Genomic DNA, 13260 nt, shown 5'->3' with positions numbered 1-13260 from the left:
CGCCGCGAAAAACTATTGAGATCGATGACATATTCGTCTCTCACGCTTGAGCGATTGTGCTTAAAGCTTAAATTGTTTTAAATACAGCGGCCGAAATTGAACATGGAATGAGAATAGGGAAGGAGTAACGAGTGAGCGATAATTCGCAGAGTAATCCTGGTTTTGAAGAAAAGCCAAAACCGGATATGAACACTCAAGCACTCCGAGAAACTGTTAAACGTGATGAACTTGGTGGCCGCCAGCGCTCACCAAAAGAGGAGGAAAAGCGGCAAAACCGCCCTCCTGTGTCACGCGAAGAATTATCTCAAGGCGCTCAAGTCTTCGGAGAAGCCAAAGTTAACTGGTGGGTCCTAGGCATTAGCGCTGCAGTCATTCTTGCCTTCTCTGTTTGGGCCATGATGGCACCTGATCATGCATTTGGAACGATGGAGACTATCGTCGGATTCATCGGTGAGAATCTTGGCTGGTACTACGTTCTGACAGTATTTGTTGTCATTGCCTTTGTGCTGTGGGTGGCGTTGTCTCGCACGGGTCGTATCCGGTTGGGTCCTGATCATTCACGGCCTCACTACAGTCTTTTTACCTGGGTCTCCATGCTGTTTGCCGCTGGTGTGGGTATCGATATGCTGTTCTACTCAGTAACTGGACCGATTACTCAATATGTCACGCCTCCAAATGCTGCACCTGAATCAGCAGAAGCTGCGCGCGACGCTGTGGTGTGGACAATGTTCCACTATGGCATTGGTGGCTGGGCAATGTATTCACTCTTGGGCATGGCTATGGGCTACTTTGCTTATCGCTGGGGCATGCCACTATCAATCCGTGCGGCGTTATACCCACTTTTAGGCAAGCGGGTGAAAGGTAAAGCTGGTGATGCTATCGATATCATCACCTTGGTCGGTACTGTCATGGGTGTTGCCACATCCATGGGTATCGGCGTCGTTCTGCTCTCTGTAGGATTCTCCAAGCTCTTTGGGTTGCCTGACGGTTTAGGCCTCCAAATCGCACTGGTCATTGTCGCTGTTGTCATTACCATCGCGGCATGTACATCTGGTGTGGATAAGGGCATTCGCCTGATTTCAGAGCTCAACTTGTGGAGTGCTGGCGCGATGATCTTGTACATCATCGTTACTGGACAAACTTCTTTCTTGCTCAACGGCATGGTGGAAAATATTGGCCGATTTATCAACACTCTCCCAGAACGCTCTTTGCAGACCATGGTCTATGAAGAGGGTGGCTCTGACTGGATGGCAGGATGGACGCTATTCTTCTGGGCATTCTGGTTGGCATGGGGGCCGTTCGTCGGAATGTTTCTGGCCCGTATTTCTCGGGGTCGTACCCTGCGAGAATTCGTCATTGCTGCGATTACCGTTCCAGTGCTGTGTGATTTCCTCATTGTCACCACGTTCGGAAACTCAGCAATGTTTGAAGTACTCAACGGCAATGATGCTTTTGCTGAGCTTGCGATGGAATCCCCAGAACAAGGTTGGTACACACTTCTGGAGATGTTCCCAGGAGCCACGTTCCTGATTGGTCTGGCTACACTCTCTGGCTTGTTGTTCTATCTGACATCAGCAAACTCTGGCGCGATGGTCATGGCCAATTTCTCCTCGTCTATTCCAGACCCAGCTCAAGATGGTGCGAAGTGGTTGCGCATTTTCTGGGCTATTATCACCGCGATCCTTACCGTCGCCATGCTGCTAGCTGGTGGTGTGACAACAATGGAATATGCAACGCTTATTTTCGCGCTTCCTGTCACGATCATCGCCTATCTGGTGATGGCTTCCTTCCTCAAAGTATTGCGCATGGAAAGAGCCGAAATGGAAGGCCGTCGTCTACATAATCAACATGTGGCCACTGATGGCGGAAATGCACCAGAAAAGACATGGCGCCAACGTCTGGCAAGCATGCGTTCTTATCCAAGCCAAGATCAGGTGGAGAAGTTTGTGCGGGTAACCGTAGAACCTGCACTGAAGGATGTGCACAAAGAATTCATGCGTCTTGGTTATGAAACTGAACTGATCAGTGATTTTGATCCAGTGTCTAATATTCCAACGCATGCATTGTTGGTAAATATTGAAAACCAGCGTCGTTTCCAATACTTCGTGGCACCAGTATCAACGCCAATTCCAACATTTGGCGGTCGACGTGCGCAGACAGAAGACGGTTATTACAGGCTGGAAGTCTTTAACCAAACAGGCACTGAAGGCTACGATCTCATGGGTCTGAGCAAGCAGCAGATTATTGATGATGTGATTGATCGCTACGAAACGCACATCGCATTCCTCACGCTGACGTTCAACTTGGATAACCCATCCTTCCTGACTCCTCCGCAGCCACCCGTGGCAGAACCTGCACTGGCAGAGCAAGAAGAAAATGTTGTTACTGAACAGCAACAGCTCGAACTAGGAGAATCTGACCGCACTTAAACTGCAAGATAATGAGAGGAAGCTCTCCATGCCTATGGCGTGGAGAGCTTTTCCAGGTATGGCAGGAGATAACGAAAAAGTCCCATTCGCTTAAAGCGAATGGGACTTTATCTCATGTGCGCCATCAGGGAATCGAACCCCGAACCCTCTGATTAAGAGTCAGATGCTCTACCAATTGAGCTAATGGCGCATTTTTGTTCTGCTTAGTTAAGATACTCTTACTAGCATTCAAGAAGCAACTCGCTCACTGCAATGCAGGTGATTGAAGGAAACTTACTTGGTGCGCCATCAGGGAATCGAACCCCGAACCCTCTGATTAAGAGTCAGATGCTCTACCAATTGAGCTAATGGCGCATTGCTGCTTTGCTGAGGTGCGTTCCTCGCTGGCAACGAAGAAAAATATAACAGGTAACTAGATTCAAAGTAAAATCTGCACGTCAGGGACGTTCTTGTGCATGGTTTTATGTGGAATTATCAGTACATCCAGTTTTGATGAGTGTGAGATGGTAACGATTTGCCTACAAAAGCACTATATTAACCTCCGGAGCGTAACGTTGTCCTGTTATCTATGGATAATCACAGTAGCTACATGTTAAAAGGCTGCGTATTTGTGTCGTTCTTCTAACAATTTGATTACTGACGGGAATGTTGGCTTAGTTTCCATAGTTTTCGCTAGTAGCGTGTGGTTTTAGATTTTGTCAGTTTCTTAGCTTTTGGATTCTCGTGGTTTGGGATTATTTTCCAAACTGAGAGTGGTCTTTTAAGAACTGGCTCTTTTTTAAGTTTTGGCAATTTTGCTAGAAGGGCGTAAGCAAGTGCAGGTTTTTCGTGGTAGGCGCGGAGTAGTAGCAGGATCATTCCTTGCATTGCTGGCAATTGGTTCACTGGCGCTTACGGGTTGCACAATTGAACGAAGTGATGCGCAAGAGAGTTCTTCGCAGCAGAGTCGTGAAGTTGAGTCGGAAGAGCTTCAGGCTCCGGCAGTTTCTGTTGATGATGGCGCAGATGAAGTAGACCCTTCTGAATCGGTAATCGTGAAGTCATTGGGTGATGGCCTGAGCAAGGTCTCCATGACTAATGAATCCGGCTATGAGGTGGAATCTGAGCTTTCTGATGATGGGCGTAGTTGGACGTCTGCCGAGACTCTTGGATATAACCGCACCTACACAGTGAAGGCGACCGATAAAAACGGCGAGTCTTCAACTGTGTCATTTAGTACTGCCGCTCCGGCTGCAACCACATCAGTGGCGTTGTCACCTTTGGCGGATTCTGTAGTTGGTGTTGGGCAGACCATTGGATTCCGTTTCGGAATCCCTATTGATGATCGCCAAGCGGCGGAAGATGCCATTACCGTGACTACGTCACCAAAGGTTGAGGGTGGCTTTTATTGGTTGAATAACAGTGAGCTTCGCTGGCGTCCGGCTGAGTACTGGACCCCTGGTACCGAAGTTACTGTTGAAGCCGACATCTATGGCCAGGATCTTGGTGGCGGCGTGTGGGGCGAGACTGATAACGCCACGAATTTCACCATCGGCGACAAAGTTGAAGTGGTGGCTGATGATGCCACCAAGAGTATGAGCGTGTACAAAAACGGTGAGTTGCTGCGCAGCATGCCAGTCTCTTTTGGACGTGACACCTCCGAGTGGGCAACACCTAATGGTATTTACATCATTGGTGACCGCAATGAATCTATGATCATGGATTCCACCACGTTTGGCTTGGGCTATGACGAAGGTGGCTACCGTACTCCAGTGAAGTACGCGACCCAAATGTCCTACTCTGGCATTTATGTTCACGCGGCACCATGGTCGGTGGGCGCACAGGGTAGCTATAACACCTCACATGGTTGCATCAATGTTTCTACCGAGAATGCTCAGTGGTTCCAGGAAACCGTCAAGCGCGGTGATATTGTGACTGTGAAAAACACCATCGGTGAAACCCTCAGTGGCTATGACGGATTGGGAGATTGGAACATTCCTTGGTCTGAATGGAGCAAGGGGAACGCGGATCAAACTTCTGCGTGGTAGTTCCGGTTCTGGCAGATAAATTCCATGGTTGGTTATTAATATTGCCTGCATTAATCGTCTGAACTAGACTTACAACCTGTTTTTAAAACCGGCGGTCGTTTTCGTGGCTTATAAGCGCGAAGAAGGCTTGCCGGTTGTGCACGTTTGTAGTGCAATACATGTAATGACCAGGCCAAGGGGAAAACTAGATGCCACCGTTGAGGCAGACAAAAACGTGGGTGGACCGCTATGGGTCCGCTCATGTGGAGTTGTCGCCAACCGTGTCACAATACAACCCCAAAAAGCACATGCGCATTGAAAGCCCTATGGAAATTTCCTGGGGCGAAGCCGTGCGCGAGGGCGGAGAGCACTCCGCCCGTCGTTGTGGTGACATGGCTGTTTCTGCTTTAGCCAAGCCAAATCCCATCATCGAGGATGATCCTGAAGGCAATCCAGATGTGTGCATGTACACCTGGATTGTGGAATGCCCCGGAGCTACATCGGTGCTGTTGTGGATCAATGGAATTTTTGATCACGAGCGCATCGAAGACTCCGAAATGGTTCGCCTTGCAGGTTCTGATTTGTGGATTTTAAGCCTGCGTATGCCTTCTGATTGGCGTGCTAGCTACACCATTAATGCGTGGGAAGGCGGCAGCATTCCACCTTGGCGCCAGTCAAGTGACCGGACAGAAATCCTGAAAGCAGCCATGTCTGGCGGGCGTGTAGACGTCCGTGCGATGGGCCAGATCATGGATTGCTCACTGGTTGAAGGCCCTGATGCCTTGCCGGATTGCTGGGTTGCGGCGTCGAGAAGCGTAGAAGTGGCGGAGGAAACCGTCGCTGGAGAGCATTTCTGGTTCTATGAGGCGCCGGTCAAAGCACCGTTGCTGGTGCTTTTTGATGGCCAATATTGGAACAACAGCATGAATCTGCCCGCGCAGGTGGATGCGGCGATCGCGATTGGCCTGCTGCCACCAGTCAGCTTGCTCATGCTTGATTCCGTAGATACCGAACGCCGCTGGGAAACCCTCGGCGTGCCTGGTGGACAGGTTGATACGCTTATCGACGCCCTCCTCCCGCACGTGCGCGCGACCTACAACATCTCTGCGCGCGGCGAGGACACCATTGTCACCGGCGCAAGCTGCGGCGGACTAGCGTCCCTGTGGGCGCTTGCGCTTTCCGATGGCGAAGTAGGCCATGCAATCGCGCAATCACCAAGCTTGTGGCGCTTTAATGTAGCCGATGCGCTTTCTGCAGCAGAGCAGTGGAGCTCGATTCACCTACAAACCGGTAAATACGAAGGTGAGATGCTGCGCTTATCGCATCAGCTTGCTGAGGATCTGTCCGGCGATATCCGTGAAGTCCGCGTGCGTGGTGTCCACGGTGGACATGATTGGTCCTGGTGGCGCGTGCATATGCTGACCGAGCTCACCAGGCTGCTTAAAACTCTTTAATCAAAGTAGGGCGCAAAACGCTCCACTGCTGCTTGCGCATCATCTGCACACTGCTCTGAGGTTGGGCCAGGCTCTGCCACGAAGAAAGAACGGCGGTAGTAGTCCAACTCGCGGATAGATTCCACGATGTCTGCCAATGCGCGGTGAGACAAGCCCTTTGCTGGCTGCTTGTAATACACCCGTGGATACCAACGGCGCGCCAACTCCTTGACAGAGGACACATCCACCATGCGGTAATGCAATGCAGCATCTAGCCGTGGCATTTGCTCACGGATAAATGCACGATCCGTAGCAATCGAGTTGCCAGCCAAAGGTGCTGGATGAGCTGGATCGCAATGCTTCTCAATCAACGCAAGCACCGCATCTTCTGCCTCTTTCAACGTGACAGCTGATTTACGGATCTGCTCAGTCAAGCCGGAAGAGCCATGCATATTGGTGACAAAATCATCCATCTGCGCCAGTTCTTCCTCAGTAGCGTGGACAACCAGATCCACACCTTCACCGATAACATTCAGGTTGGCATCAGTCACCAACGCTGCAACCTCAACGATCACATGGCGCTCTAGATCCAGACCTGTCATTTCCAGATCGACCCACACCAGGCGGTCATCGCGAGCTGCGACAGTAGGAGTGTTGTTTTCAGAATCAGACACTTTTAAAACTAACCCATCTTCTTATAAACCCAGCCCATAACAGGGGAGAGCACAGCGGTTGGAGCAATGGTAGAAACAGCATTCATGGCCTTGGACAGCGGTCCCGGCACAACGCGACGACGGTTCTTGGACAGCGCACGCAACGTCTCTGCAGAACAAGACTCATAAGTGGTCCACAAGAAATCAGGGACCACCTTGTCCACGATCGACTTTTCGGATTCAGGAATTACTGCTTCCCGGACAGGACCAGGCGCAAGCAACGTACACGCCACACCAGTTCCGCGCAGCTCATAGTGCAAAGCTTCCGTAAACGCATTAACACCTGCCTTGGTGAGAACATAGGTGGCGTTATTAGGAATTGGCACATTGCCTGCCGCAGAACCCACATTGCAGATTGCACCCGTGCCACGCTCCACCATGCCGCCGAGGACTGCATGAGTGAGCTCAAAAACGGCAGTGGCATTGAGCTCGAACTGGGCAGTTTCATAAGACCAATCCTGATCCTTGAACGGCCCAAAACTCGCGATGCCCGCAGAGTTGATGATGATGTTGATCTCGCGGTCTGTGATCTCCTCGATCAACACCTTGCGAGCTTGCGCATCACTCAAATCCACTGCACGAACCTCAACGATTACGCCATGCTTTTTCTCCAACTCCGCAGCGATATCTTTGAGCACCTCTTCACGGCGGGCAACCAAAATGAGGTTGTGCCCATACCGTGCCAAATCGCGCGCAATGGCGAGGCCAATGCCTTGGCTTGCCCCAGTAACAAGGGCTCGAGCACTCTTGCTGGGTAGTGGTAACGCCATGTCAGGCTCCTTTGTGGCTTTTAAAAAACGTTCGAAGTTCATGGTACGTCATGGGTGCGACACCTCCTGCGATCTAGAGGTTCAACCAGCCCAAACCAGCTGAAGTTTCACTTGCTGGGAGATATTCACCACCGATAAGGCCCTCGTATCCCAGTTCTTCCAATTGTTGGAAAATATAGGCATCATTGACTTCACCAGTGCCAGGTTCGTGTCGATCTGGTGTGCTGGCCACTTGAACATGCCCTAAAAGCCCGGCGCCATGAACTTCGCGCAGCCGGCGCGTGAGATTGCCATGGATCTGCTGAATATGGAACACATCAAACAAGATCTTCACATTGGGGTGGTCAATGCGTTCAATGAGCCAATACGCCTGCTCTAAGGTATGTAGGAAATAGCCAGGAACTGAATAGTGATTAATGGGTTCAATAACAACCAGAATGTCTAATTTTTGTAGTTGCCGCGCAGCCCAGCGTATGTTTTCCACATAGCGCACCGTAGTTTTTGACGTAACGTCCGCGATTCCAGCCATGATGTGTAACTTCTTTGGCTTGAGAACTTTTGCGTAATTGATGGCCTGTGCGATCGATTCCTGAAACTCCTCAGGGGATGCCAATGCTGCAAGACCAAAAGTATCCCCCGGTGGCGCATTGAAAAGATCAATGGCAAGACCTGCCTCAGCAGCACTCTGTCGAATTTCCTGTGGCTCAAACGCATAGGGAAACTGAAACTCCACTGCGCTAAACGGATGGCGTGCTGCAGCCTGAAAACGGTCTAAAAAATCTACTTCATTAAAAGTCAAAGATAAATTAGCAGAAAACCTTGACATGAAATTCGGCTCCTTTAAAAATTAGTGTGCTTTGAGTCTAATAACGAGGCTGAATCTTTGCCTCGGCTCATCGGTCTAAGCTGGGTTAACAAACGTTTTGTTGAGCTAATTGAAGAAGTGGGAATCATGGGATTGTGGATCGACGCCACAGCAGGTGTTGCTGGCGATATGTTATTAGGTGCGTTGCTTGATGTCGGAGCGGATCTTCCTCGGATCCAACAGGTCGTAGAGACTGTTATCCCCGGAGATGTGAACCTTGCTGCAGAAGAAGTCATTCGCCAAGGCCAGCGTGGCATCAAGCTACACGTTGAGGCCCAACATGAACACCACCATCACCGTCACCTAAGCACCATTAAAGAACTTCTCCACAATGCGGATATCCCGGCACAAACCAAAACTGATGCGTTGGCAGTCTTTGCACTCATCGCCATTGCCGAAGGAAAAGTTCACGGCATTGATCCAGAGAAAATCCACTTCCATGAGGTCGGCGCCTGGGATTCCATCGCAGATGTTGTTGGTGTGTGCGAAGCCGTTCGACAGCTCAACCCCGGAGAGATTTCCGCTTCGCCAATTGCCTTGGGATTTGGGCGCATTAAGGCAGCCCACGGGGATATTCCGGTACCGGTTCCGGCTGTTGCAGAATTGGCGAAAGGCTGGCCCACTCAATCCGGAGCTTTAGAAAGCAGCGCAGAACCAGTGGGCGAACTAGCTACTCCCACTGGCGTGGCATTGATCCGTCATTTTGCCACCCAATCCGGACCATTACCTGCAGCTATTATCGAAGAAGTCGGAATTGGAGCAGGTACCAAGGACACACCAGGTCGCCCGAATGTTGTGCGCGCAGTGCTTTATTCCAGCACACAGAATAATCCGGATACCCGCACACTAATTCAGCTGGAAGCTAACGTGGATGATCAAGATCCTCGACTGTGGCCAGGCGTTATTGAAAACCTTCTGGCAGCAGGCGCGAAGGATGCATGGCTTACCCCGATGCTGATGAAGAAGGGCCGCCCTGCCCACACAGTTTCCGCATTGATAGCGAATGCAGATCTAGAAGCAGTAAAGACCGCACTTTTTGTCTCCACCACCACCTTTGGAATCAGATCGTGGGAGGTACAACGAGAAGGATTAGACCGACACTTTGAACAAGTTGAGGTAGATGGCCAGAATGTCAATATCAAAATTGGCTCCCGCAACGGAGAAGTCATGAGCGCACAACCAGAATTTGACGATATCCGAGCTGCCGCAACAGCACTGGGTGTTTCAGAACGGGAAGTTATTGCGAAGGTATTTTCCCAGACTTCGAGATCACACTAGCAATAGCTCAAACTCAATTTCACGACGGCGCGAAATTGCATTCGTGAACTCGGCAGGGCGATCTCGAACTTAAGAAATTAGAGCCTGTGTTCTTGTTTAAAGCCTTGAGTTTTCAGCATGAATATTTGTCTGAAGAAGCTTCTGTGCGGCTCTTAAAATCGATTCTGGCAGGGCATCTTTTTTGGGGCTTTTACGCTAAACCAAATGAGAGTGCCCACGACAGGATAAAACCTGATCGGTGGGCACCTGTGACCGGTTTCGACATCGAATAACCAAACCACAGTGCCCACGACTCAGTTTTTTGATGAGCGTGGGCACTGTGGTTTGGTTTTATGAAGTCTCTAAGCTATCGGGCTGCAATTTGTGCGGCGAGGTGCCCTGCTCCATAACCGTTATCGATGTTGACCACTCCAACACCCGGCGCGCAGGCATTGAGCATGGTCAGAAGGGGAGCGATGCCTCCTGCTCCGGCGCCGTATCCCACTGAAGTAGGCAGAGCGACAACAGGTGCAGAAACCAGTCCGGCAACAACACCGGGTAGCGCACCATCCATGCCTGCAGCAACGATGAGCACACCGGCGGCGCGCAATTGTTCTTCGTATGAGAGCAGGCGGTGGATACCGGCCACTCCAACATCAACGATCAATGAGGTAGAGCGTCCCAAATAGGAAGCAGTGTGTAGTGCTTCCTTTGCTTGGGGAAGATCGGACGTGCCTGCAGCAACTACCAGCACACTCACCCCAGTTGGAGCAGGGGGAGTAGCTGGATAGGCGAGGAAACCTGCATCGGCATCGTAAAAAACATCTTCTAAAGTGTCGATAACTGCCTGCGCATGCTCCGGGGAAGCACGCGTGAATAGCGTCGTATGCCCAGCATCGCGGACACCTTCTGCAATGGCTGCAACTTGTTCGACAGTTTTAGATTCACAATAGATCGCTTCGGCATAGCCCCGGCGAGTGGCTCGATCGACATCCAACTGTGCGAAATCGCCGATCTTTTTAGTCTTCTGTTCCACGATTACAGGCTGCCTTTCGCATTCATAATGGACAATGTCAGTGCACCTGATTGGATGCCTTTAAGATCAATCACAGCAAAGCGGAAGCCAACTTCAGTGGCAGCATCCTGGACGGCATGTGCAATATGTGGCTCCGTGGCACGTGTCATCTCTGAGGTCAGCAGCTCAATGCGCGCGATTTCACCGTGATGGCGTACCCGCGAATCGCTAAACCCAAGGCGGTAGAGCTCTAACTCAACAGCTTCGATTTGCTGTAGCTTTTCCTCCGTAACTTCTTGCCCGTGTGGAATACGCGAGGCCAAACATGGCGCTGCCGGCTTATCTGCCACTGGCAAACCAAAAGCCCGCGCCACCATCCGCACATCAGCCTTGCTCAATCCCGCATCGGACAGCGGACGCAACACATTATGCTCCGTTGCTGCACGCGCGCCGGGACGATCGATGCGCTTGGTGTCATCGGCATTTTCGCCATAAGCTACTGCCGCCAAGTTATATTCGGCAATCACAGAATCATCGATGCGCTCAAACATTTCGTTTTTGCAGAAATAACAACGATCAACGTCATTTGCCTTATAAGCAGCAACAGCCTGCTCATTGGTCACGATTTCAATGGTGCGCGCACCAATATATTCCGCAGTGTCTGCCGCCAGGGCACGTTCGCGTGACGCTAAAGAAGGAGACACCGCAGTGATCGCTAAAGTCCGCTCATGGCCTAACACATATTCCGAAATCGCCAGCAAAACCGCCGAATCAACGCCGCCAGAGTAGGCGACGCCCAGGCGTCCAGTGCGAGGCAAATGCTTTGCGACGTCATCTATCAGCCTTTGTGCTTCCCCATCGGGGATTAAAAGCGCCATTTAAGAAGTAGCTTTCCTTGATTTTTAGAGGGTTTATACGGAGCGCTGGGATGCCAAGCGGTGCAAGATCTCACCTGCGTGTTCAACAACCAGGGTATCTGGATCTGCCTCAAGTGCGTCCCAATCAAAGGACGCAGGATCGGCGTATCCAATGTTGTAGGCAGCACAAACCTCTGGTGACACCTGAGATGCCAAAGTCACGTTGATACGCAGCTTCTCTTCGCCGGTTTCTGGATCAAAAGTGCCCAACCCGCGAACGTGCGTGGAGTGTGCGATCTCGCCCCATGGATGTTCCTTGAACTTATCCCACTGCTTGGTGAAGTATTCGATGCAGTGGTATCCAATATCTGCTAAGCCCTGGTGCATCTCAGAGATCTCAGTGATATGAGGTGCGTAGACGATTACTTCGCCGCCATCTTCGCAGACTGGCTCCATCTTGTAGACGCCCTTTGCGCCAGTCCACAGATCCTCATACATTTCCGGAATCTTAGAAACAATGCGCTTATATGGTGCATCGATCCACTTGATGTGGGTCGAGGATGCAACATTGGCATTAGCTGCCCATGCAGATTCAGTAGTGCCAACTGCTACAGAATGCAGCACTGGCTGATCATCATCACCGGTGGTGGAGACATAAGTAACTGCATGCTTTTCACCAGGAATAAGAGCAGACGCAGAGTTAATCAGCTGACGCACAGGAGTAATACCTAACGTGCCGATGATCTCGGAAGCGGTAATCAGCGCACCGACCCAGTGCGAAATATCGATAACATCATGCACCGAGCAGCCAGGGAAGAAGTACTTATTACCACCAGAAAAACCAACAACCTCATGTGGGAAAATAGGCCCCACAACCAAGTTCACATCAGCTTCAGCCACCAACTTGTTGATCTGGACATCCATATCGCGGTCATTGAGTAAACCACTGGTCAGCCGTGAAATCTCTGCAGCTTCAATAGTGCCAAGAGAAACAATAGCCTCTGGGTTGTGCCAGTCATGGTTGATTACGTTTGCCTTGGGGAAGCGTTCTTTGATGCTTCCGGAAGGAACACTCAATAGCTTTGCAATAGAAGGCTCGTCCATCGCAGCATGTGTTCCGAGTGCAATAAGAATAGTGATGGACTTGGCGCGATCAGCAATGGCGTCATATACAGCCTGGATCATCAGACCATGCGGGCCAGAACGCGTGCCGTCAGGAATTGGGATGCATACGGTTTTACCGTCAACATCTAGCTTTGCTACTTCATCAAGAATGAACTGACGAGCTTGTTCATCATTAAGCACCTCAGTGGGTCCACCAAGTAATGCTGCAGACTCTGCAAGTCCTTCAGGAATGGGGAGAGTAATAGTCTTTTGGCTCATAAATATAGTGTCCTCAGACCTTCATCACTTGGCAAGTAGTTGCACTTTGTTGCAAAGCGCTTGTCAGATTTCTTGCTGAATCACATATTGGCAGCCATCCATCAGTCGAGGCGTGCACAAGATGGGTAGAGTGCTTCAATTTAAAGATTGATCACTATCCATTATTGATTTTGGAAAAGTGACAGTTTTTGATTATTTTATCAAGGTGTCATTGGGGTGAATTCCCCACACAGGAATTGGTTAGCTATGTTATGTGCTTATTTCAAGTAGTTAATGTGGAGCTTTTGTTGGGGAAATGTATTTTTCGGGGGAAATTTCTTACCTGGAATTAACCCTGCTGCATATTTGATATATAGAAAAATTCTTCTGAATTAAATAGTCAATGGCACTTTTGGAAAACTTTCCGAGTTGTGATTGAGGGTGGTTTTTGAAATTTCCTGGGAGTATTTTTGAAATTTTCAACATCAGCCCTCAGCCCCGTATTGGGGTAATATCAAATTTGCGACACGTTTATAGTTATCTCTTTGTGACC

At 50.3% G+C, this 13260-nt stretch carries 10 protein-coding genes and 2 tRNA genes; 4 read left to right on the top strand and 8 right to left on the bottom strand.

Annotation, left to right across the window (positions count from 1 at the left end; all coding sequences use genetic code 11):
• The first annotated feature begins 131 nt into the window (after positions 1–131).
• Complete coding sequence (gene betT, locus ccrud_RS11130; protein ID WP_066567616.1) at positions 132–2429, top strand: choline BCCT transporter BetT; 2298 nt, start codon at positions 132–134, stop codon at positions 2427–2429.
• Positions 2430–2546: 117 nt separating this feature from the next.
• Here the strand turns inward: betT and ccrud_RS11125 are convergent.
• Positions 2547–2619 (bottom strand) — tRNA-Lys (locus ccrud_RS11125).
• A gap of 88 nt (positions 2620–2707) precedes the next feature.
• A tRNA-Lys gene (locus tag ccrud_RS11120) sits at positions 2708–2783 on the bottom strand.
• 461 nt (positions 2784–3244) lie between these two features.
• On the opposite strand from ccrud_RS11120, the gene ccrud_RS11115 reads away from it, so the two are divergent.
• Together ccrud_RS11115 and ccrud_RS11110 are read left to right on the top strand one after the other, a co-directional pair.
• Positions 3245–4456, top strand: coding sequence for a L,D-transpeptidase (locus ccrud_RS11115; RefSeq protein WP_066569877.1), 1212 nt, complete (start codon positions 3245–3247; stop codon positions 4454–4456).
• Between the two features lie 188 nt (positions 4457–4644).
• Entirely contained in the window at positions 4645–5889 is a 1245-nt protein-coding gene (locus ccrud_RS11110) for an alpha/beta hydrolase-fold protein (RefSeq protein ID WP_066567614.1), read from the top strand.
• On the opposite strand, the gene orn is transcribed toward ccrud_RS11110, so the two are convergent.
• From orn to ccrud_RS11095, 3 genes are all read right to left on the bottom strand, one after another.
• Entirely contained in the window at positions 5886–6542 is a 657-nt protein-coding gene (orn, locus tag ccrud_RS11105; RefSeq protein ID WP_066567612.1) for an oligoribonuclease, read from the bottom strand. The two genes, ccrud_RS11110 and orn, sit on opposite strands and share 4 nt — an antisense overlap.
• Before the next feature lie 8 nt (positions 6543–6550).
• Entirely contained in the window at positions 6551–7351 is an 801-nt protein-coding gene (gene cmrA / locus ccrud_RS11100; protein ID WP_066567609.1) for a mycolate reductase, read from the bottom strand.
• Between the two features lie 73 nt (positions 7352–7424).
• Positions 7425–8177, bottom strand: a complete 753-nt coding sequence (locus tag ccrud_RS11095; RefSeq protein ID WP_066567608.1) for a hydroxypyruvate isomerase family protein — start codon at positions 8175–8177, stop codon at positions 7425–7427.
• A gap of 126 nt (positions 8178–8303) precedes the next feature.
• Here ccrud_RS11095 and larC point away from each other — a divergent pair, with 126 nt between their 5' ends.
• Positions 8304–9494, top strand: a complete 1191-nt coding sequence (gene larC, locus ccrud_RS11090; protein WP_066569875.1) for a nickel pincer cofactor biosynthesis protein LarC — start codon at positions 8304–8306, stop codon at positions 9492–9494.
• A gap of 346 nt (positions 9495–9840) precedes the next feature.
• Here the strand turns inward: larC and larB are convergent, their stop codons facing one another.
• Genes larB through ccrud_RS11075 form a run of 3 tightly spaced genes read right to left on the bottom strand, consistent with a single transcriptional unit; the run spans position 9841 to position 12728 of the window.
• Positions 9841–10509 carry a nickel pincer cofactor biosynthesis protein LarB gene (gene larB, locus ccrud_RS11085; protein WP_245670255.1) on the bottom strand — a complete coding sequence of 223 codons (669 nt, stop codon included), beginning with the start codon at positions 10507–10509 and terminating at the stop codon, positions 9841–9843.
• A gap of 2 nt (positions 10510–10511) precedes the next feature.
• The gene (gene larE, locus ccrud_RS11080; protein ID WP_066567605.1) at positions 10512–11366 is read right to left on the bottom strand and encodes an ATP-dependent sacrificial sulfur transferase LarE; all 855 of its coding nucleotides are present in this window, start codon (positions 11364–11366) and stop codon (positions 10512–10514) included.
• A gap of 33 nt (positions 11367–11399) precedes the next feature.
• Entirely contained in the window at positions 11400–12728 is a 1329-nt protein-coding gene (locus tag ccrud_RS11075) for a lactate racemase domain-containing protein (RefSeq protein WP_066567603.1), read from the bottom strand.
• Between the last annotated feature and the right edge of the window lie 532 nt (positions 12729–13260).

Origin of the sequence: Corynebacterium crudilactis, from assembly GCF_001643015.1 — a bacterium.
In the GTDB taxonomy this organism is placed as follows: domain Bacteria; phylum Actinomycetota; class Actinomycetes; order Mycobacteriales; family Mycobacteriaceae; genus Corynebacterium; species Corynebacterium crudilactis.
Note: the sequence above shows the minus strand (reverse complement) of the source record. Positions and strands in the feature narration are given on the sequence as shown.

Bases quoted from the DNA above. Each gene is read 5' to 3' on its own strand.
- ccrud_RS11075 (WP_066567603.1), bottom strand. From the start codon at position 12,728: ATGAGCCAAAAGACTATTACTCTCCCCATTCCTGAAGGACTTGCAGAG.
- ccrud_RS11095 (WP_066567608.1), bottom strand. From the start codon at position 8,177: ATGTCAAGGTTTTCTGCTAATTTATCTTTGACTTTTAATGAAGTAGAT.
- larC (WP_066569875.1), top strand. From the start codon at position 8,304: ATGGGATTGTGGATCGACGCCACAGCAGGTGTTGCTGGCGATATGTTA.
- cmrA (WP_066567609.1), bottom strand. From the start codon at position 7,351: ATGGCGTTACCACTACCCAGCAAGAGTGCTCGAGCCCTTGTTACTGGG.
- larE (WP_066567605.1), bottom strand. From the start codon at position 11,366: ATGGCGCTTTTAATCCCCGATGGGGAAGCACAAAGGCTGATAGATGAC.
- ccrud_RS11110 (WP_066567614.1), top strand. From the start codon at position 4,645: ATGCCACCGTTGAGGCAGACAAAAACGTGGGTGGACCGCTATGGGTCC.